Origin of the sequence: Amycolatopsis rhizosphaerae (assembly GCF_007713715.1) — a bacterium.
Classification (GTDB): Bacteria; Actinomycetota; Actinomycetes; order Mycobacteriales; family Pseudonocardiaceae; genus Amycolatopsis_E; species Amycolatopsis_E rhizosphaerae.
On sequence record NZ_VJWX01000071.1, the window covers coordinates 1 to 21,133 of the forward strand.

The 21,133-nt window shown below is 70.2% G+C and carries 12 protein-coding genes and 1 pseudogene; 8 read left to right on the forward strand and 5 right to left on the reverse strand.

The annotated features are described in order from the left end of the window. On the reverse strand, positions 1–4,903 hold a 4,903-nt coding region (locus FNH05_RS10215), incomplete at its 3' end, for a non-ribosomal peptide synthetase (protein WP_144587103.1). A gap of 217 nt (positions 4,904–5,120) precedes the next feature. On the opposite strand from FNH05_RS10215, the gene FNH05_RS10220 reads away from it, so the two are divergent. Further along, positions 5,121–6,191 carry a TauD/TfdA family dioxygenase gene (locus tag FNH05_RS10220; RefSeq protein ID WP_144587104.1) on the forward strand — a complete coding sequence of 357 codons (1,071 nt, stop codon included), beginning with the start codon at positions 5,121–5,123 and terminating at the stop codon, positions 6,189–6,191. 59 nt (positions 6,192–6,250) lie between these two features. Here FNH05_RS10220 and FNH05_RS10225 read toward each other — a convergent pair whose 3' ends face one another. Continuing rightward, complete coding sequence (locus tag FNH05_RS10225) at positions 6,251–7,036, reverse strand: AfsR/SARP family transcriptional regulator (protein WP_144587105.1); 786 nt, start codon at positions 7,034–7,036, stop codon at positions 6,251–6,253. A 281-nt stretch (positions 7,037–7,317) separates the two neighbouring features. On the opposite strand from FNH05_RS10225, the gene FNH05_RS10230 reads away from it, so the two are divergent. From FNH05_RS10230 to FNH05_RS10250, 5 genes are read left to right on the forward strand one after another with little or no spacing between them, the layout of a single operon-like run. Next, positions 7,318–8,427, forward strand: a complete 1,110-nt coding sequence (locus FNH05_RS10230) for a DegT/DnrJ/EryC1/StrS family aminotransferase (RefSeq protein ID WP_144587106.1) — start codon at positions 7,318–7,320, stop codon at positions 8,425–8,427. Between the two features lie 12 nt (positions 8,428–8,439). Beyond that, positions 8,440–9,801 carry an NDP-hexose 2,3-dehydratase family protein gene (locus FNH05_RS10235; RefSeq protein ID WP_144587107.1) on the forward strand — a complete coding sequence of 454 codons (1,362 nt, stop codon included), beginning with the start codon at positions 8,440–8,442 and terminating at the stop codon, positions 9,799–9,801. 14 nt (positions 9,802–9,815) lie between these two features. Continuing rightward, positions 9,816–10,424 (forward strand): dTDP-4-dehydrorhamnose 3,5-epimerase family protein, encoded by a 609-nt coding sequence (locus FNH05_RS10240; RefSeq protein WP_144587108.1) that lies wholly within the window; start codon positions 9,816–9,818, stop codon positions 10,422–10,424. Then, a complete protein-coding gene (locus FNH05_RS10245) occupies positions 10,411–11,427 on the forward strand; it encodes an NAD-dependent epimerase/dehydratase family protein (RefSeq protein WP_144587109.1) in 1,017 nt (338 codons plus the stop codon). The genes FNH05_RS10240 and FNH05_RS10245 overlap by 14 nt, the downstream gene beginning before the upstream one ends. A gap of 53 nt (positions 11,428–11,480) precedes the next feature. Continuing rightward, positions 11,481–13,601 carry an AfsR/SARP family transcriptional regulator gene (locus FNH05_RS10250; protein WP_144587110.1) on the forward strand — a complete coding sequence of 707 codons (2,121 nt, stop codon included), beginning with the start codon at positions 11,481–11,483 and terminating at the stop codon, positions 13,599–13,601. 17 nt (positions 13,602–13,618) lie between these two features. Here the strand turns inward: FNH05_RS10250 and FNH05_RS40150 are convergent. Together FNH05_RS40150 and FNH05_RS10265 are read right to left on the reverse strand one after the other, a co-directional pair. Next, a pseudogene (locus tag FNH05_RS40150) lies at positions 13,619–15,544 on the reverse strand (AfsR/SARP family transcriptional regulator). Between the two features lie 279 nt (positions 15,545–15,823). Further along, positions 15,824–16,732 (reverse strand): sulfite exporter TauE/SafE family protein, encoded by a 909-nt coding sequence (locus tag FNH05_RS10265; protein ID WP_144587113.1) that lies wholly within the window; start codon positions 16,730–16,732, stop codon positions 15,824–15,826. Positions 16,733–17,186: 454 nt separating this feature from the next. Between FNH05_RS10265 and cysD the strand changes: the two genes are divergently transcribed. Next, positions 17,187–18,083 carry a sulfate adenylyltransferase subunit CysD gene (gene cysD / locus FNH05_RS10270; RefSeq protein WP_144587114.1) on the forward strand — a complete coding sequence of 299 codons (897 nt, stop codon included), beginning with the start codon at positions 17,187–17,189 and terminating at the stop codon, positions 18,081–18,083. Then, positions 18,083–19,999 carry a sulfate adenylyltransferase subunit CysN gene (gene cysN / locus FNH05_RS10275; RefSeq protein WP_144587115.1) on the forward strand — a complete coding sequence of 639 codons (1,917 nt, stop codon included), beginning with the start codon at positions 18,083–18,085 and terminating at the stop codon, positions 19,997–19,999. Before cysD ends, cysN begins: the two co-directional genes overlap by 1 nt. 147 nt (positions 20,000–20,146) lie before the next feature. On the opposite strand, the gene FNH05_RS10280 is transcribed toward cysN, so the two are convergent. After that, positions 20,147–21,133: IS30 family transposase (locus FNH05_RS10280; protein ID WP_425458433.1), on the reverse strand; the 987-nt coding region annotated here is incomplete at its 5' end.

The window sequence follows — 21,133 nt, forward strand, 5'->3', positions numbered from 1 at the left end:
ACACCACGGTGGGCGACTCGAACAGCACCCGAAGGGACAGCTCCGCGTCGAAGGTGGAGCGGATCCGGCTGATCAGCCGGACAGCGAGCAGGGAATGCCCGCCCAGCGCGAAGAAGTTGTCGTCGATGCCCACCGCCGGTATTCCGAGCGCCTCGGCGAACAGCCCGCACAGGATCTCCTCCTGTGCGGAGCGCGGCGAGCGGCCTGAGGCGTCACCTTCGTACACCGGAACCGGCAGCGACCGCCGGTCCAGTTTCCGGTTCGGTGTGAGCGGCAGCACGTCCATCGGCACGAACGCCGACGGCACCATGTATTCCGGCAGATACCGCGCACAGCGGGCGCGCAGCGCCGCCGTGTCCACCGCCGCCGGGGTGCTTTCCGCCGGGACGAAGTAGGCGACCAGCCGCCGGTCGCCGGGCCGGTCCTCGCGCACGATCACCGCGACGTGCGCCACCGCCTGATCCTGGCCGAGCACGGCCTCGATCTCACCGAGCTCGATCCGGAATCCCCGGACCTTCACCTGGTCGTCGACCCGCGCGAGGAATTCCAGCCTGCCGTCGCGGGACCGCCGGCCCAGGTCCCCGGAGCGGTACATGCGCGAGCCCGGCGGACCGAAGGGGTTGGCCACGTAGCGCGCGGCGGTCAGCGCGGGCCGCCGGTGGTAGCCACGGGTGACGAGCTCACCGGCGATGTAGATCTCTCCGGCCACACCCGGTGGCACCGGTTGCAGCGCCGCGTCCAGCACATACATCCGCGTGTTCCAGCTCGGGTAGCCGAGGGTCACCACCCCGGGCGGGACCGTCTCGCCCGGCAGGATCCGGCATTCCATGCACCCGACGGTCGTCTCGGTCGGCCCGTACTCGTTGAGGACGGTGACGCCAGGATGCCGGGCCCGCCATTCGTCGAGCACCTCGCCGAGCAGCGGCTCACCGCCGAGCACGAGCTGCTCGGTGGGCGAGAACCGCCCCGGCAGGGCGATCAGCAGCGGCAGATGGCTCGGCGTCGCCTTGACGAAGGTGGGCCGCACCGGGTTCTTGCGCGCGGCGTTCTCGTCGAGGTCGATCAGGTGGACGCATCCGCCGGCGGTCAGGGTGGCGTACAACCCGGTCACCGTCAGGTCGAACGACACCGACGAGTGCACCAGCGAACGCCCGGCGACGCCGGGGTAGGCGTCGCGCGCCCAGGCCAGGTACTGGTTCAGCGAATGGTGCTCGACCACGACTCCCTTCGGGCGCCCGGTCGAGCCCGAGGTGTAGATCGCGAATGCCGGGTTGTGCGGCCGCAGGGCATGGGTGCGCTCGTCGTCGGTGACGTCTTCACCCGACAGCGCGTCGAGCACCGCCACCGTGTGCGGATCGTCCAGCACGACGAGGTTTCCGTCGACCGGGAGCTCACCGGCGACCTCGGTGCCGGTGAGTACCAGCGCCGGATCGAGGTCGGTGAGCGTGAACGCGATCCGCTCCCGCGGATAGCTCAGGTCGACGGCCAGGTAGGCCGCGCCCGCCTTGAGCACCGCCAGCATGGCCACCACGAGATCGGTCGATTTCGGCAGCGCGACCGCGACGAACCGCTCCGGCCCGACTCCGGCCCGCACCAGCATCCTGGCCAGCCTGTTCGCGCGGGCGTCGAGTTCGGCGTAGGTCAGGGTCTCGTCCTCGAACACCACCGCGGGGGCGCCGGGCGCCCGGCGCACCTGGGCGGCGAACAGCTGCGGCAGCACGGCGTCGGGTACGTCGATGCCGGTTTCGTTGCACGCCACCAGCACCTCGTGCCGTTCGGCGCCGGAGAGCAGGTCCAGACTGCTGATCCGCGCGTCCGGCTCCGCCAGCGCCCCGCGCAGCAGACGCACCAGCCGGGCCACGAGTTCCTCGGCCGTCACGGCCTCGAACAGATCGGTCGCGTAGTCGAGATAGCCCTCGACGGCGGTGGCGGTCTCCCAGACGAAGAAGGACAGATCGAACTTCGTCGTGCGCGAGCCCGCGAGATAGGGTTCGACGGACAGCCCGGAAAAGTCCGGCCGGACGCCGGCGCCGCTGTCGTAGGTGAGAATCACCTGGAACAGTGGTGTGTGGGACACCGACCGCGCCGGGTTGAGCGCTTCCACCAGCCGTTCGAAGGGGACGTCCTGATGGGCGTATGCGGCCAGGTCGGTCTCCCGCACCCTTCGCAGCAACGCACGGAAGCTCGGATCCCCCGAGGTGTCGGTGCGAAGGACCACCGTGTTCACGAAGAACCCGATGACGTCGTCGAGCGTCTCGTCGTCGCGGCCGGCGAGCACGGTGCCGACCGGGATGTCCGTACCCGATCCCAGCCGGGTCAGCAGCGCCGCGAGCGCCGCGTGCACGACCATGAACACCGTCGTGCCCGTTTCCCTGGCGAGTCCGAGCAACTGCCGGTATTCCGGGCCGTCCAGAGCGAACCGGACGCGGTCGCCCTGGAAGCCCGCTTCCGCGGGGCGGGGCCGGTCGGTGGGGAGTTCCAGCAGCTCGGGAGAACCGTCGAGCGTACGACGCCAGTACTCCAGCTGCCCGGCGACCGGGCCCGGGTCGTCCCCGTCCGTCCCGCCGAGGTGCTCTCGCTGCCACAGCGCGAAATCCGCGTACTGGATGCGAGGCGCCGGCAAGTCGGGCCGCTGCCCGGCCCGGCGGGCGCCATACGCCGACGACAGATCGCGTACCAGCGGAACGATCGAACCGCCGTCGGCGGCGATGTGATGCATGACCACCAGGAGCACCTGCTCGCGCTCGCCCACCGAGAACAAGGTCATCCGCAACGGGATGTCGACGGCGAGGTCGAAGGGCTGCGCGGCGGCCGCGGCGACCGCTCCGTCCAGCCCGGCCTCGTCCACGTCGACAAGAGACAGTTCCGGCCGGGCGCTTTCCATGCCCAGAACCAGCTGGTAGGGCTCGCCGTCGCGTTCGAAGAACACCGTGCGCAGCGATTCGTGGCGCGCCAGCACATCGCCGAGCGCGCCGCTCAGCGCCGCCCGGTCCAGCTCGCCCGAGATCCGCACCGCCCAGACGACGTTGTAGGCCGGATTCGGCCCGTCGAACCGGTGCAGGAACCACAACCTGCGCTGCGCCAGCGAAAGCGGCACCAGCTCCGGCCGCTTCGCCCGGCTGATCGCCCGGCGCGCGCCGCTTTCGCCCTCGAGCCGGTCCAGCAGCGCGGCCGGGGACGGTGCCTCGAACACCGCTTGCGGCCGCACTTCGGCCCCCAGGACCGACCGGATGCGGCTGATCAGGCGGAACACCAGCAGGGAATGGCCACCCAGCGCGAAGAAGTCGTCGTCCGCGCCGACCTGACCGGCTCCCAGCACGTCGGCGAACAGCTCGCACAGGATCCGTTCCCGCTCCGACTCCGGCGCCCGCCCGGTGCCGGTGATCTCCGGTGCGGGCAGCCGCTTCCTGTCGAGCTTTCCGTTCGGCGACAACGGAAGCGCGTCCAGCGCGACGAACGCCGACGGGATCATGTAGGCGGGCAGCCGATCACGCAGATACGCGCGCAACCGGGCCGGTTCGAACCGCCCGACCAGGTAGCCGACGAGCCGCTGGTCGCCGGGGCGGTCCTCGCGCACGCTGACGGCGGCCTGCAGCACGCCGGGAACCTCCGCCAGCACCGCCTGGATCTCGCCGAGCTCGACCCGGTTGCCCCGCAGTTTCACCTGGTCATCGACCCGGCCGTGGAATTCCAGCGCACCGTCGGCCCGCTGCCGTACGAGGTCGCCCGTGCGGTACATGCGGGAACCGGGCGCCCCATGGGGATCGGCCACGAAACGCCCGGCGGTCAGGGCAGGACGGCCCGCGTAGCCGCGGGCGATCTCGTCACCGCCCAGGTACAGCTCCCCCACGGTGCCCGGCGCCACCGGCCGCAACCGTTCGTCGAGCACCGCGCACCGGGCGTTCGGAATCGGCCTGCCGATCGGGATCCGGGGCCCCCGTTCCCCGTCGACCGGGTGCCAGGTCGCGACCATCGTGCATTCGGTGGGGCCGTACTGGTTGATCAGCTTCCAGGCGGAGCCCACCGCACCGGCGCGCCGGGTGTGCGCCAGGGTCAGCTCCTCGCCGCTCACCAGGCCCACCCGCAGCCAGGGTGACGGGGCTGTTCCGGTGGCCTCGGCCGCGTCGGCGAGCGCGCTGAGCATCGTCGGCACCAGCGCGGGCAGCACGGTCACCCGGTGCCGGTTCACCGCGGTGAGCAGCGCCCGGGGGTCCTTCGCCTCCTCGGGCGGCACCATGGCCAGCGTCGCACCCGCCGTCAACGGCCCGAAAATGTCGCGCACGGAGGGATCGAAGGACACCGAGGCGAGGTTCAGCACGGTGTCCCCGGGGCCGAGCCCCGTGCACTCGTGCAGGTGCGCGAGGTAGCCGACGACACCGTGGTGCGGCACGACGACGCCCTTCGGCCGTCCGGTCGAACCCGACGTGTAGATGACGTAGGCCGGATGGGCGGCGGTCAGGGGAGCGCTCCGGTCCGCGTCGGCCGGATCGGTGTCCGGGTAGCCCGCCGGCTCGTCGAAGGTGCGCTCGTCGATCCGCGCCACCACACGGATGTCCTCGTGCATGAAGGCGATCCGCTCCGGCGGGTAGTCCGGGTCGATCGGCAGGTACGCCGCGCCCGCCTTGAGCACGGCCACCATCGCCACGACCAGTTCCACCGATCGCGGCAGACACACCGACACGACCTTTTCCGGGCCCGCGCCGCGCGCGATGAGCGCATGGGCGAGCCGGTTCGCCCGGACGTTCAGCTCACCGTAGGAAAGGCTTTCCGTGCCGCAGACCACCGCCACGCGGCCGGGATCGCGGCGGACCTGCCGCTCGATGCGGCCGGGGAGCGTTTCCCCGGCGTTCCGGTGTGCCGTGCCGTTCCGTCCCGCGAGCATCCGACCCGCCTGATCATCCATCGTGCAGACTCCAGTTCGCCATGCCAGACACCCGAGGGGACGTTAGACGGCAACGGTTTCACCCCGTTATCGGCGCGAGCACCGTCCGCACCGTGCTGCCCGGCCGAACCGGATCAGGCCGCCGGTGTTTTCAGGATCTTTTCGTCGCGATTTACTCCATTCCACCGGAAGCGTCGAGGCCACCTCCGTCCCCGAGACCATCCGGCCGATTCGCAAAATGGATTCAAAATTCGCCTTCGCTACCGTCTTCGACACCACTTTCGCCGTTGTCCGGTATCTCCTGGAGGTCGTCGTGTCGTTGAACGCCACCGAAATGCCCAGCTACCCGCTGACCGTCGACGAACGGCGCGCCTTCCACCGGCGGGCCGCCGATCTGGCCTGCCGGTTCACCTCCGCACCGCAGGACACCGCGATCGCCGTCGAGGGCGTTCCGGCGGGCCTCGCGGCCTTCGTCTCGCGCTTCGCCGAGGATTCCGGCCGCCGTGGTTTCGCGGTGATCCGGGGTATCCCGATCGACGCGCTGCCCCCCACCCCGGACTCCTACACCACGGGTTTTCTCACCGGCCACAGCACCAGCGGATTTCTCCTGCTGGTGGCCGGACTGCTCGGCTCGCCGGTCGGCTACGCCGACGAAAAGGGCGGCACCCTGATTCACGAGGTGCATCCGGTGCGGGGCGAGGAAACCCGCATCGAGAACACCGGCGCCGGCAACCTCGGTTTCCACACCGAGAACGCGCACCATCCGCTGCGCCCGGACTTCCTCGGCCTCCTGTGCCTGCGCCAGGATCGCGCCGGCCTCGGCGCGTCGCGGTTGTCGTCGGTGCGCGAGGCCGCGGAAGGGTTTTCCGCGGAGACCGTCGCGATCCTTCGAAGCCCCGTCTTCCACAGCCTCTACCCCACCTCCTTCACCCGCGGCAGTTCGGGAGCGCGCCCGTCCAGCCCACCGCATCCGGTGATCTCCGGCGAGGACGACCGCCTTCTCATGCGGTTCGACGCGGACAACACCTACTCGCACGACTCCCGGGGCAAGACCGCGCTGCGCGAGTTGTCCGCCGCGCTCGACGCCAGTCGCCGGGAGATCATGCTGGAACCGGGTGACCTCATCCTCATCGACAACCACGTGGCCGCCCATGGCCGGTCGGCCTTCACCCCGCGATACGACGGCAACAACCGCTGGCTGCGCCGCTTCTACTCCCGGCGCACGGTGCCGGCCTGGGTCCGCGACCACATGCCCGCTCCGCGCGTACTGCCCTCGGTATCCGAAGTCAGCCGTCTCGCTCGCGCCTAGGGTCTCACGGGCGGGGGGGGGGACCACTCGCGCGGTCGGCCTGCCGTGAGGAACGGCCCTCACGGCACGTCGGCGAGGCCGGGTGCCATGCCCAGCGTGCCGTCCCGGATCGCGTCGTGCAGCCGGCACAGGCGCGTGCTCGGCTCGATGCCCAGTTCCGCCAGGAACAGCTTCCTGGTGACCTGGTAGACGCTGAGCGCCTGGCTGCGGCGGCCGGACCGGTAGAGCGCGATCATCAGCTGTTCGCGGGGCCGCTCCCGCATGCCCCGGTCGGCGACCATCGCGGTCAGCTCGCCGATGACCGCCCGATGCCTGCCCAGGTCCAGATCCCGTTGCACGCACTGTTCGAGCACCTCCACCCGGCGTTCCTCCCAGCGCACGATCTCCGGCGCGAGCGACCGGCCGCCCAGGCCGGGCAGTACCGGCCCGCGCCAGCACCGCAGGGCCGAACGCAGCTCCGCCAGCGACTCCTCCCGCTCTCCCCTGGCGTCCGCGTCCCGTACGCGCGCGAGGTGGGACTCCACCCGCAGGGTGTCCAGCTGTCCCGGCTCGAGCCGGATGAGGTAGCCCGGTGACCGGGTGATGATGAACTCGCGGGGGGCTCCCGCCGCCCGCAGCCTTCTGCGCAGGGCGAGCACACAGATCGCGATCTGGTTGGCCGGGTTCGCCGGCAGGTCCTCGTCCCACACCGCGGCGGCCAACCTGCCCGTCGACACGATTTCGTTGGGATGAAACAACAACGCGGCCAGCGTGGCCGTTTCGCGGTGCGCCTTCACCGCGACCGGCCTGCCGCCCACCCGCACGTCGAGCGGCCCAAGGACACGAAAGTCGACCGGATCGGTCATTTTTGCCCCCTCTGTCGCTCGCCCGGGCGCGGCCGGACACGCCACGACCGCCGACGACGCTATGGCGTGCCCTTTTCGTCTGCATATCGTGCCCCGGGCCCGCGGCCCGGCCGGTCCGCTGACCAGCCACTAAGGCGGCATGACACCGGCATTCGTCTGGTGAAAGCTACGTTTTGTGTCAGGCTGAAAAAAATCAGGATGCGGACGTCTGGGGTAGCGCACGCGCCGGTTTGCCCGGCAGCCGGGTGTGCGCCGCCGCCCTGTGGAGGTGACTTGCGATCATGACCCAGCTGGTATGGGGATATCTGGACGAATACGAACAGGAACGGGACGACATACTGGACGCGGTGGACACCGTCTTCCGGTCCGGCAAACTCGTGCTCGGGCCGAGCGTGAAGCAATTCGAAGAGGAGTTCGCCGCCTATCACGGCATTGCCCACTGTGCCGGTGTCGACAACGGGACCAACGCGATCGTGCTGGGCCTGCGCGCGATCGGGGTCGGTCCGGGCGACGAGGTCATCACCGTTTCGAACACGGCGGCACCGACGGTCGTGGCCATCGACGCGGTCGGTGCGACCCCGGTGTTCGTGGACATTCACGAGGACACCTGCCTGATGGACGTCGGACAGGTGGAGTCGGCGATCACCGACCGGACCCGGTGCCTGCTGCCGGTGCACCTGTACGGCCAGTGCGCCGACATGGACGCGGTGACCGCAATCGCCGGAAAGCACGGGTTGACCGTGCTCGAAGACTGCGCCCAAGCCCACGGCGCACGCTACCGGGGCCGGCTCGCCGGAACGATGGGCGAGGCCGCGGCCTTCTCCTTCTACCCCACGAAGGTCCTCGGCGCCTACGGCGACGGTGGCGCGACGATCACCGGCGACGCGCAGGTGGACGCCAATCTCCGCAGGCTGCGCTACTACGGCATGGAGCAGGTGTACCACGTCGTCGAGACACCCGGGTACAACAGCAGGCTCGACGAGGTGCAGGCGGAGATCCTGCGCAGGAAACTGCGCAGGCTGGACGCCTACATCGAGGCACGCCAGGCGATCGCGGCACGCTACGCCGAGGCGCTGGCAGGCACCGACCTCGTCCTGCCCCGGATCGCCGACGGCAACAGCCACGTGTACTACCTGTACGCCGTCCACCACCCGGCCCGCGACAAGATCCTCGCCGCGCTGCGCGAACGCGGCATTTCGCTGTCGATCAGCTACCCGTGGCCGGTGCACCGCCAGCGGGGTTTCGCCCATCTCGGTTACGGCCAGGGCGCGCTGCCGGTGACCGAACGGTCGGCGGAGCAGGTCTTCTCGTTGCCGATGTACCCGTCCCTGTCGCGCGGTGACCAGGACAAGGTCATCGACGCGCTGCTCGATGTCCTCGCGACGATGTGAAGGAAGTGCGGCGTGACCGAGCGAACAAGGAGATCGCCGGACGAAGTGGTCCGGCCCGTGCGGAACGAAGTGCTGGCCGACACCGAGGAGTTCCAGCGCTGGTGGGCCCAGCGGCACCGCAGCGGAACGTTCGAAGTGACCAGGGTGCCCTTCGCCGACCTCGACCCGTGGAGCTTCGACCCCACGACCGGGAACCTCAGCCATGCCAGCGGCCGGTTCTTCACCATCGAGGGGCTCCAGGCCGAGACCGGCGGCGTGGCCCTGCGCACCCAGCCGGTGATCAACCAGCCGGAGATCGGCCTGCTCGGCATCGTGGTCAAGACGATCGACGGGGTGCTGCACTGCCTCATGCAGGCGAAGATGGAGCCCGGCAACATCAACACGCTGCAGCTTTCCCCGACCGTGCAGGCCACTCGCAGCAACTACACGCAGGTGCACCGGGGCCACCGGACCCGGTATCTGGAGCACTTCCTGGGTGCGGACCGGGGGGAGGTGCTCGTCGACGTCATCCAGTCCGAGCAGGGCTCGTGGTACTGGCGCAAGCGCAACCGCAACATGGTCGTGCACGTCGCCGGGGAGGTCCCGGTCACCGACGACTACCGGTGGATACCGCTGCCCCTGGTCTACGACCTGCTCCGGATCGACAACCTGGTCAACATGGACGCCCGCACCGTGTTGTCCTGCATACCGCCCGGGGACGCCATCGCTCCCCACGACCACGACGACGACCGGGACGACGACCGGGCGCTGCACGGCCTCGGTGAGATCCTGAGCTGGCTGATCGAGGCGAAGACCCGCTGCGACTGGAGCACCCGCCTGGTCCCGCTGCGCGACGTGTCCGGGTGGCGGCGCACCGAGGACGAGATCGCCGACCCCGACGGCAGGCATTTCCGGATCATCGGGGTCCGGGTCGCGGCCGGGAACCGGGAGGTCACGACGTGGCGGCAGCCGCTGCTCGCGCCGCACGGGCCCGGCCTGGCGGCCTTCGTGCTGTCCCGGATCAACGGCGTGCCGCACCTGCTGGTGCAGGCCCGGCCGGAGATCGGCCTGCTGGACATGGTCGAAATGGGACCGACCGTTCAGCTGCTGCCCGGTGAGGACCCTTCCTCGGTCGGCCACCCGCTGCTGAAGGAAATCGCGCTCGGCGGGCTGGGCCGCCCCCGATACGACGCGATGCTCTCCGAGGAAGGCGGTCGCTTCTACCACGCCATGACGCGCTACCAGGTGATCGAGGTGGGCGAGGACTTCCCCGTGGACGTGGCCGACAACTTCCGGTGGGTGAGCCTGCGCCAGCTCATGACGCTGCTGCGGCACGGGCACTACGTGAACATCGAGGCGCGCACGCTGCTCGCGTGCGCACAGGCCGTCCTGTGACCAAGGAGACTTCCATGCAAGTACGCGAACTCGCCGTCGAGGGCGCCGTCGAATTCACCCCCAAGGCATATCCCGATGACCGCGGGTATTTCGTCTCGCCGTTTCAGGAGGAAGCCTTCGTCGCCGCGGTGGGCAGGCCCCTGTTCCCGGTGACGCAGACGAACGTCAGCAAGTCCCGGCGCGGAGTGGTGCGCGGGGTCCATTTCACCGTCACCCCGCCCGGCGGCGCCAAGTACGTGTGCTGCGTGCGCGGGCGGGCGATCGACATCGTGGTCGACCTCAGGGTCGGATCACCGACCTTCGGGCGGTGGGACAGCGTGCTCATGGACCAGGAGTCCTTCCGCGCGTCCTACTTCCCCCTCGGCGTCGGACACGCCTTCATCGCGCTCGAGGACGACACGGTGATGAGCTACCTGGTCTCGCAGAGCTACGTGCCGGAGTGGGAGCTGGCGGTGTCCGCCCTGGACCCGGAACTCGGGCTGCCGATTCCGGCCGGCATCGACCCGATCATGTCCGAGCGGGACACGGTGGCGCCCACCTTGGCCGAGGCACGGGCGGCCGGCCTCCTGCCGGACTACCGGCAGTGCCAGGAACTGACAAGGAATCTCGATGCGATCGGCTAGCGCGGACGAGCGCAGGACCGTCGTGCTCGGCGCCTCGGGCCTGCTCGGTACCGCGATCACCAGGGAACTCGCGGCGCGCCCGGGACGACTCCGGCTGGTCGGGCGGCGGGAACCGGTGGTGCCCGCCGCACCCCGGGCCGAAGTGGAGGTCCACCGCGCCGACCTCACCGAGCCGGGCGAACTCGCGCGAGCGGTTGCGGGTGCCGACGCGGTGGTGCACCTCGTCGCGCACACCACCGGGGCGGGGCAATGGCGGTCGGCGGAGAACGACCGCGCCGCCGAACGCGTGAACCTGGGCCTGATGCGCGACCTGATCGAGGTGCTCCGGGCACAGGAGGCCGCCACACCGCCCGCTGTGGTGTTCGCCGGGTCGACCTCGCAGGTGGGCAGGCCGTCCGCGCCGGTGCTCGACGGCAGCGAACCCGACCGGCCGATCACCGAATACGACCGTCACAAGCTGGCGGCCGAACGGGCGCTGGAAGCCGCCACCGCCGCGGGAGTAGTCCGCGGCTGCACCCTCAGGCTGGGCACCCTGTTCACCCAGGGCGCCGTGCCGGGCTCGCTCGACCGCGGGGTGGTCGCCACCATGATGCGCCGCGCGCTCGCCGGCCTGCCGCTCACCATGTGGCACGACGGCAGCGTCCGGCGCGATCCGATCTGCGTGGACGACGTGGCGAGCGCGTTCGTCGCCGCGCTCGACCACGCGGACACGCTGGCAGGGCGGCACTGGCTGATCGGCACCGGACGAGCCGTCACCGTGCGCGACCTGTTCACCGCCATCGCCGCCGCGGTGGCGGAACTGACCGGAAAACCGCCGGTCCCGGTGGAATGCGTGGCACCACCCGCGGAGTCGATCGCCGGCGACCTGGTGGACTTCGTGGCCGATCCCTCGGCCTTCCGCACCGCGACCGGATGGTCCGCGCGGATACCGCTCCCCGACGCGCTGGCACGCATGGCGAGCTCCTTCGCCGCGGAAGGGAGCCCGTCCACCGGCGGCCGGTGAAGAGAAAGCGGTGCGACGAAACCCGTTGAAGCTGAAAAACTGGGGAACCAAGAATGTCGATCCAATTGGAGTTCTTTCTGTTAGGCGCGCTCGAGGCCAGGGTCGGCGACCGCCCGGTGGTGGTGGGCAGTCCACGGCAGCGGACCATCCTGGCCATGCTCCTGCTGTCCGCGGATCGGGTGATCTCGGTCGACAGCCTGATCGAGGCGGTCTGGAACGGGAGCCCGCCGGCCACCGGACGGACGCAGGTCGCGATCTGCATCGCCGCTCTGCGCAAAGCGTTCAAGGCCGCGGGCTATCCCGGTGAGGTGATCGTCACCGCGGCTTCCGGCTATGTGCTGCGCTCGGCCGAGCATCGCATCGACGCGGTCGAATTCACCGCCGCGGTGCAGGCCGCGCACCTCGCGGTGGAACGCGGGCAGATCGCCGAGGCCACCGACCTGCTGGGCCGGGCGCTGAGCCTGTGGTCCGGACCGGCGCTGACCGGAGTGACCGGATTCCCGGTGGAGAGCGAAGCCGCGCGGCTGGAGGAAGAACGCCTGACCGCCTACGAGATGCGGACGGCGTTGCAGCTCGAACAGGGCCAGCACGGCCCCCTGATCAGCGAGCTCGCGGCGATGGTGCAGGAACACCCGTTGCGCGAACAGGTTCGCGCGCAACTGATGCTCGCGCAGTACCGGGCGGGCCGGCGGGCCGAGGCACTGGAAACCTTTCGCGCCGGACGCGATCACCTCGTCCGGGAAATCGGCATCGAGCCCGGGTGGGCGCTGCAGGAACTGCACAACGCGATCCTGGCCGACGACCCGTCGCTCGCCCTGCTACCGCACCTCGGCATCCAGTTCGGCGAGGCGGTGACCCCGGCGCAGCTACCGCCGGACCTTCCCGGTTTCATCGGGCGGCGCCAGGAGTTGCAGATCCTCGACGGGCTGCTGTCGGCCGAGACCGGGAACGCGCCGGCCGTCGGCGTCGTGATGGGTGCGGCCGGGGTGGGCAAGACCGTCCTGACCCTGCACTGGGCGCATCGCGTGGCGCACCGGTTCCCGGACGGTCAGCTTTTCGCCGACCTCAACGGCTATGACGAGCACGCCCAGCCTCGCGAACCGCACGCGGTGCTCGAGGTCTTCCTGCGGACCCTCGGGGTCCCGGATGAGCGGATCCCGGAAGAACTCCCCGAGCGCGCGGCCCTCTACCGCAGCCTCCTCGACCGACGGCGCGTCCTGGTCGTCCTGGACAACGTCCGCGGCCTCGAACAGATCCTCCCGCTGCTGCCGGGCAGCGGCCGGTGCTGTGTGGTGGCCACCGGACGCTGCGAGGTCGGCAGGCTGCTCGGCGGGCACGGCACGACCCAGGTCCGGCTCGGCGTCCTGGCCGAGCGGGAGGCCGTGGAGCTGCTGGACGTCGCCATCGGCGACAGCAGGCCGGCCAGCGAGCCGGAAAGTGTGGCCGAACTCGGAAAGCTGTGCGGCCACCTGCCGCTGGCACTGCGGATCTCCGCGACCAGGCTGGCCAGGAAGCCACATTGGACGGTCAAACACCTGGTGAGCCGACTGAAGGATCACCGGCGACGGCTGGACGAGCTCGATGCGGACAACGATCTGCGCACCAGCTTCGAACCCAGCTATCGCCTGCTGAGGCCGAACGCGGCGCTGCTGTATCGCAGGCTGGGCCTGCTCGATTCCGCGAACTTCGAGCCGTGGGTGGCCGCCGCACTGCTCAATACCGATCTGCACCACGCCGAGGACCTGCTCGAGCAACTCGTCGACGCCCAGCTGCTGGAAGTCGGCTCCGGCAGGTTCACCGCGCGGTACCGGTTGCACGAGCTGCTGTGGTTGCACGCCCGTGAGCACGCCTTCCGCGAGGAGACCCGCACACAGTTGCGGGCCGCCAGTGAACGGGTGCTCAGTGGCTGGCTCGCGCTCACCGCGGAGGCGCACCGGCGCGATGTCGGCGATGCCCAGCCCGTCCTGGCCGACGTGTCGCCGCTGTGGCACTGGGATCGCGACTACCTCAACGAGTTGCTGCGTGAGCCCCGCGCATGGCTCGAACAGGAGCGCGCGTCGATCGTGGCCGCGATGAACGAGGCGGTGCGCCTGCAGCTGGGGAACCTGGCCAGCTGCTTCACCCACACCGTGGGCAAGCTGTTCCCCGGCCAGGACGCGATGTGCCTTTTGTGACACACGCCCGGGCGTCGTCAGGGCGGGCAGGAGGTGGACGGCGCCGGAAACGGGCCGACGAAGATGACGGACTCCTGGCCGCCCTCGGGCTCGACCCCGCGTCCGAGGGAAGCGGCGTACTGCCGCATCAGATCCAGGAACCGGTAGCGACCGGGTACCGGTTCCTGCAGCATGTGCGCGTCCACGAGGTCTTCGAGCAGCGCCCCGGCGGTTTCGAGGCCGACACCGGCCAGCCCGGCGGCGGTGCCGGTGTCGAAGTCGCGGCAGGGGGAGGTGCCCAGGAGCCGGAACATCCGCTGCTGCTCCCGGGTGAGGTTGCGGTACGAGACGCCGAACGCGGCGGTCACCCCCCGGTCGCCCGCGGTGAGTTCGGCCAGCCGTCGTTTCCCCTCGCGAAGCCGGCCTGCCAGGTAGCCGATCGTCCACACCGGACGGTTGCGCAGCTTGACCGCGGCGCTCCTGATCGCCAGCGGAAGGTACCCGCAAAGACGCACCACCTCCTGGACGGCGTCCCTTTCGGCGACGACGCGATCCTCGCCGACTATGCGAGCGAACAGCGCGCAGGCCTGCGACGGGGACAGCACGTCCAGGGACAGGTGCCCGGCGCCTTCGAGTTCCGCCAGGCGATGGCGGCTGGTGACCAGCGCCAGGCACCGTGCGGTGCCCGGCAGCAGCGGCCGTACCTGAGCGGTGTCGAAGGCGTTGTCCAGAACCACCAGGACCCGGCGGCCGGCGAGTTCGGCGCGCCACAGCGCGGCTCTGCCGTCCAGACCGTCCGGAATGGCCGCGGCAGGCACGCTGAGCGCCCGCAGCAGGTCTTCCAAGGCCGCCGACGGATCGACCGGGCGGCGGCCGTAGGTGTGGCCGTGCAGGTCGAGATAGAGCTGCGCGTCGGGGTAGTTCCCCGCGAGCCGGTGCGCCAGGTGCACGGCCAACGCCGTTTTGCCGACCCCCGCCATGCCGTCGATGACCTGGACCGTGGCCGCACCCGTCGGGGCGCCCGGCCCGCCCTCGGCGCCCGGCAGGTCGCCGAGCACGCGCAGCACTTCCTGCTGCCGTCCGGTGAAATCGATGACGTCGGCGGGGAGATCGTTGCGCCGGACGAACCGCTTGGTCAGGGCGGATCCGGCCATGCCCACGTCGCCGCGCAGGATCCGCTCGTGCAGTTCCCGCAGTTCCGGGCCGGGATCGATGCCCAGTTCGTCGGCGAGCCTGCGGCGGACGTCCTGGAAGACCGCCAGCGCCTCGGCCTGCCTGCTGGCGCGGTAGAGCGCCAGCATCAGCAGTGCCGACAGATGTTCCCGGCCGGGATGCAGCGCCACCAGATCCGTGAGCTCGGCGATCGCCTCGGTCGTCCGGCCTCGGTCGATGTGGATCTGCGCGCGCAACTACCTGGCCGTCAGCCGCAAGTCGGCGAACCTCCGCCGCTGGGCCTCCACCACGGGGCCGTCGAGCCCGGTGAACGGGTGGCCTTGCCACAGGTGGAACGCCATGTCCAGTTGCGTCCAGGCGGCAGGCAGGTCTCCGTGCTGGTGGCGCTTGCGGGCGGTGACCAGATGCCGCTCGAACATTTCCAGGTCCACCAGCGCCGGATCGCCCCGGAGCAGGTATCCCGAGCCGGTGGAGACCAGCACCCGGTGCGGCCGGCCCACGCCATGGCACGGTTCCAGCAGCCGGCGCAGCCTGCTCACATAGGTCTGGACCGCGTTGCGCGCGTCCCGGGGCATCTGCTGTCCGTGCCACACCGCTTCGATGATCGTCGCCACCGGCACCGGCCGGTTCATTTCGACCAGCAGCGTGGCCAGCACGGACTGCTGCTTGACCCAGCCCAGGTCGAGCTCGCGGCCCGCCCGCTGCACGCTCAGCGGGCCCAGCGCCCGGTACCGCAGCTGATCGTTCACCTCGTTGCCGCCCTCGCGAGGGATCGGCACTTTCTTCGTCACGCTGCCCCCAGCCGACGGTGTGCGATCTTCGAACCTTACGGTTCGCCATGGTATCCATGAAAGGGCAGTACCGCAGGGGGCAGCTGCCGCAGTGGACTAGTCCAAATGACCGAAACCAGCGTTCCCGGCAATTACCCGCGAGCGCGCCGCCATCGATTTCGGATTAATCGCGGAAGCCCCCGTGAAATGATGGCAGACACCGTTTTCGGCCGGATATCGAACGTGCCTTCGGTGACGGCCGGACCGGCATCCCGCGGACCACGGCCGGCGGGCCGGGCGTCACCCGCCGGTGACGCCGTTGCCTTCGGATGCCGCCGCCGAGGACGGCGTGGATTCGTCAGGGGCGGCCTGACCGGCTCGCCGCCGGGAGCTGATCAGAGCGGTGGCGGCGACGACGACCGCGGCCGAGGTGATGAGCGCCGGGTCGCGGGTGAGCAGGGTGGTGCCGGTCGCCGCGAGCAGCACGGCCAGCACGCCGCGCAGGAACCGCGCGGGGACCCGGCCGGCCAGCAGGCTGCCGGCCACGACCGCGGGCACGCTGCCGAGCAGCAGTGGCCAGGCCACCGACAGGTGGAAGTCGCCGATCAGCAGGTGGCCGATCGCCGCGGTGACGACGATGGGCAGCGCCTGGACGATGTCGGTCGCGACGATCGCCGACATGCGCAGGGCGGGGTAGGCGAGCAGCAGACACGCGGCCACGGCCGAACCGGATCCGACGGACGTGAAACCGACGAGCACTCCGGTCACCGCGCCGAGCAGCAGCGTCGGCCCCCGGCGCACCGGGACCTGCCGCGGCCCCCACTGCCCGCGCGGGTCCCATTTCGACAGCGCCACCACCATCACGGTGGCGACGGCGAGCAGGATGACGCCCAACAGGATGTTGAGGACCTGCTGCACCACCGGTGCCGTGCCGAGGTAGTGGATCACCACCGGGCCGAGGAGACTGGCCGGAACGCCACCGAGCGACAACCAGCCGACGATCTGCCAGTGCACGTCGCCACGCCGCTGGTGCACCACGCTGCCCGTGAGCTTCATGCAAGCGGCGACGAGCAGATCGCTGGACACCGCGGCCGTCGGCGGGAGCCCGAACACCAGCACCAGAAGCGGCGTGAGCAGAGCGCCGCCGCCCACCCCGCTCATCCCGACCAGAAATCCGACGAGTATCCCGGCTGCCGTCAGCGACAACACCGGATCGACCCCGTTTCCATTACGGCCCCCATTTACCGAAAAACCGATCCTGACGCATACTACCCCTACCCGGTAATCTCATTCAGCACAATGGACCAATACTTGCGAACTGGGCCGTTCGGCGCACGGGCCAACTGGTTCGACCGGACCAGCGAAGCCACGTTGACACCTCGTTTACGGAAGGATAGTTTCAAGGCTTGTCTGAACATGGCCGCTGAGAACCGGTACGGGCGCGGGGTGATCACGCCAGCTGGTACAGACCACTAATCCGGAAGCGGCGGGCATCGAGCGCACCGAAGTGGACCGGCAGGGCGCGAACGGGGAAACACACGGCATCGCGGACTCGCTGCCGCCGCACGCGGCGCGGACATCGTGACCGGATTGCCGGCCGACTGGGAGGAGACCTGACCGTGGGCGACCGCGAACCGACAACGCACCTCGCCGGGGCCGTGCCGTGCTGAGCCACCTGCGCCGCCTGGAGGCCGAGAGCATCCACATCTTCCGCGAGGCGGTGGCGGAGTCGGAGAACCCCGTGCTGCTGTACTCGGTCGGCAAGGACAGCTCGGTGCTGCTGCACTTGGCGCGCAAGGCTTTCCACCCCGGACCGGTGCCTTTTCCCTTGCTGCACGTCGACACCACGTGGAAGTTCCGGGAGATGATCGACTTCCGGGACCGGGTGGCCGAGGAGTACGGGCTGCGACTGCTGGTGCACCGGAACCCGGAGTGCGTACGCCGCGGCATCAACCCGTTCACCCACGGCTCCGAACTGCACACCCGGCTGTGGAAGACCGAGGGGCTCAAGCAGGCGCTGGACGAACACCGGTTCGACCTCGCCTTCGGCGGTGCGCGGCGGGACGAGGAGAAGTCGCGGGCGAAGGAGCGGGTGTTCTCCCTCCGTTCCGCCGGGCACACCTGGGACCCGAAGCGGCAGCGGCCGGAGCTGTGGCAGCTCTACAACGCGCGCACCGGGCCGGGCGAGTCGATGCGGGTCTTCCCGTTGTCGAACTGGACGGAGCTGGACGTCTGGGCGTACGTGCACCTGGAGGACATCCCGGTGGTGCCCCTGTACTTCGCGGCGGAACGCCCGGTGGTGCGACGCGACGGCGGCCTGATCATGGTCGACGACGACCGGATGCCGTTGGCGCCCGGTGAAACCCCCGTGCCGGCCAAGGTGCGGTTCCGCACGCTCGGCTGCTACCCGTTGACGGCGGCGGTGGAGAGCGCCGCCGACACCGTCGCGGCGATCATCGCCGAACTGGCGGCCGCCACCACGTCCGAGCGCGCCGGCCGGGTGATCGACCACGACACCACGGGCTCCATGGAGCGCAAGAAGCGCGAGGGGTACTTCTGATGCTGACCGAAACCGGCACGGACGACGGCGCCGACGTGCTCGAGTTCCTGCGCGCGCACGCCGAAGCAGACCGGCTGCGGCTGGTCACCTGCGGCAGCGTTGACGACGGCAAGAGCACGCTGATCGGGCGGCTGCTGTACGAGTCCCGTGCGCTGTTCGCCGACCAGCTCACGGCGCTGGCCGCGGACTCGTCGCGATTCGGCACCCGGGGCGGCGAGCTGGACTTCGCGCTGCTGGTGGACGGCCTGGAAGCCGAGCGGGAACAGGGCATCACGATCGACGTGGCCTACCGGTTCCTCACCACACCGCGGCGGCACTTCGTGGTGGCCGACTCCCCCGGCCACGTGCAGTACACCCGCAACATGGTGACCGCGGCGTCCACTTCGGACGTCGCGGTGATCCTGGTGGACGCGCGCAAGGGCGTGCTCACCCAGACCCGCAGGCACACCCGCCTCGTGTCACTGGTCGGCATCCGGCGGGTGGTGCTCGCGGTGAACAAGCTCGACCTGGCCGGGTACGCGCAGGAGGTGTTCGACGGCATCAGCGCCGAGTACGCGGAACTGGCGGCGAACCTGGGCATCGAGGACGTGTCCGCGGTACCGGTTTCGGCGCTGCACGGCGACAACATCGTGCGGCCGAGCGAACACATGCCCTGGTACCGCGGGAAACCGCTGTTGCGGCTGCTGGAAGAGATGCCGGTCCAGCGGGCGGGCGAGGGGCCGCTGCGGCTGCCGGTACAGCGGGTCGAACGGCCGGACCCGGACTTCCGCGGCTACTCCGGCTCGATCTGCGGCGGACGGATCGAGGTGGGCGACGAGGTGGCGGTGCTGCCGTCCGGGTCGCGGTCGCGCGTCACCCGGATTCTGTCGGCCGGGTGCGAAGCGGCCGCCGCGGGCACCGGCGAAGCGGTGACCGTGGTGCTCGCCGACGACATCGACGTCAGCCGGGGCGACCTGCTCTGCGCGGCGGACGACCGCGCCCACTCCGGGCGCCGGTTCACCGCGCGGATCGTGTGGATGGCCGAGGAACCGATGCTGCCGGGCCGCCAGTACCTGCTCAAGATCGGCACGCTGCGCGCGGGCGTGCGCGTCACCACGCTGCACCACCGGGTGGACGTGGACACCGGCGAGCGGCTGCCCGCCGCCGAACTGGCGCTCAACGAGATCGCGCTCGCCGAGGTCGAACTCGAGTCGGCGGCCGGCTTCGACCGCTACGCCCACTGCCACGGCACCGGCGGGTTCATCCTGATCGACCGGCTGAGCGGACTCACCGTGGGCGCCGGGATGGTCGAGGAGGCCAGTGCGCAGTCCGCCGAAGTGCACTGGCAGGACCTGGACATCGACAAGACGGCGCGCACCCGGCTGCACCCGCACCGCCCCTGCGTCATCTGGTTCACGGGGCTGTCCGGCGCCGGCAAGTCGACCATCGCGAACCTCGTCGAACGCAAGCTGTACGCCCACGGCGTCCACACCTACCTGGTGGACGGCGACAACCTGCGGCACGGCCTCAACGCCGACCTCGGGTTCAGCGCCGCGGACCGGGTGGAGAACGTGCGCAGAGCGGCCGAGGTGGCCGCGCTGATGGTCGACGCCGGCCTGGTCGTGCTGGTGTCGCTGATCTCGCCGTTCCTCGCGGAGCGGGCCAGAGCACGGTCGCTGGTCGCACCGGACGAGTTCTGCGAGGTCCACGTCGACGTGCCGCTGGCCGTCGCCGAACAACGCGACCCGAAGGGCCTCTACCGCAAGGCGCGCACGGGCGGACTCCCGGACTTCACCGGCATCAGCTCACCGTACGAGCCACCGCCCGACCCCGACATCCGAGTGGACACCACCGCGGTCTCGCCGGAACAGGCGGCCGAGGAGATCCTGCGGGCACTGCGCGACCGGGGAACGCTACAGCCACCAACGAGGCCGTGAGGGGTCCCCTCACGGCAACCCACAACCCTCATTGCAGGCCCCTCACCCCGGGCCGGAGGGATTGGGGCAAGCCGTGAAGGGTCCCTTCACAGTCAAATCGACTGTGAAGGGACGGCGGATTCATGCGGTGGTTGCAATTTGATCTATTTAGGACAGTAGCATGTTGAGTTTTTGTTGGGGGGTGGCCCAGTCGAGGGTTTTGCGGGGTCGGGTGTTGAGCCGGGTGGCGATGGCGGCGAGGTGCTCGGCGGTGTGGACGGCCAGGTCGGTGCCTTTGGGGAAGTATTGGCGGAGCAGGCCGTTGGTGTTTTCGTTGGTGCCGCGTTGCCAGGGGCTGTGGGGGTCGCAGAAGTAGATGGCCAGGTCGGTGGCCAGGGTGATGTCGGTGTGGTGGGCCATCTCGGTGCCGCGGTCCCAGGTCAGGGAGCGGCGTAGCTGGTCGGGCAGGGTGTGGATGGCGGTGATCATGGCGTCACGGACCTGGGGTGCGCCGTAGCCCTCGGGCAGGTGCAGCAGCAGGCAGAAACGGGTGTTGCGTTCGACCAGGGTGCCGATGGCGGAGGCGTTGTTCTTGCCGATGATGAGGTCGCCCTCCCAGTGACCGGGCACGGCCCGGTCGGCGGCCTCGGCGGGCCGCTGGCTGATGGGCACCAGGTTCGGGATGCGGGGCCGGCGAGCCTGGGCCTGGCGGCGGGGTTTACGCAGGCCGCGCCCGGTGCGCAGGCAGGCCACCAGTTCGCGGCGCAACGCGCCGCGGCCCTGCACGTAGAGCGACTGGTAGATCGTTTCGTGGGACACCCGCATCTGCGGCCGGTCGGGGAAGGTATCGGCCAGTGTCCCGGCGATCTGCTCAGGGGACCAGTCCGCCTCAAGCCGGTCGGACACCCACTCCCGCAGTTCGGTGTTCCCGGCCAGCTTCGCCTCTTTCGGCCGCCGGGCCCGGGCCCGGGCCGCGGCCTCGGCCGCGAAGGCCCGATACGCCCCACGCCCCCCGTTACGGGTGATCTCCCGCGACACCGTCGACGGTGAACGCCCCAACCCGGCCGCGATCGCCGTGATCGTCTCACCCCGCGCCAACCCCAGCGAGATCTCCTCCCGCTCCACCACCGACAGATACCGAGGCCCCAACCGGCC

What these genes read in the sequence shown, in the direction of transcription:
- FNH05_RS10220 (WP_144587104.1), top strand. Translation starts at nt 5,121, where the DNA reads ATGGATTCAAAATTCGCCTTCGCTACCGTCTTCGACACCACTTTCGCC.
- FNH05_RS10225 (WP_144587105.1), bottom strand. Translation starts at nt 7,036, where the DNA reads ATGACCGATCCGGTCGACTTTCGTGTCCTTGGGCCGCTCGACGTGCGG.
- FNH05_RS10230 (WP_144587106.1), top strand. Translation starts at nt 7,318, where the DNA reads ATGACCCAGCTGGTATGGGGATATCTGGACGAATACGAACAGGAACGG.
- FNH05_RS10240 (WP_144587108.1), top strand. Translation starts at nt 9,816, where the DNA reads ATGCAAGTACGCGAACTCGCCGTCGAGGGCGCCGTCGAATTCACCCCC.
- FNH05_RS10245 (WP_144587109.1), top strand. Translation starts at nt 10,411, where the DNA reads ATGCGATCGGCTAGCGCGGACGAGCGCAGGACCGTCGTGCTCGGCGCC.
- FNH05_RS10250 (WP_144587110.1), top strand. Translation starts at nt 11,481, where the DNA reads ATGTCGATCCAATTGGAGTTCTTTCTGTTAGGCGCGCTCGAGGCCAGG.
- cysN (WP_144587115.1), top strand. Translation starts at nt 18,083, where the DNA reads ATGCTGACCGAAACCGGCACGGACGACGGCGCCGACGTGCTCGAGTTC.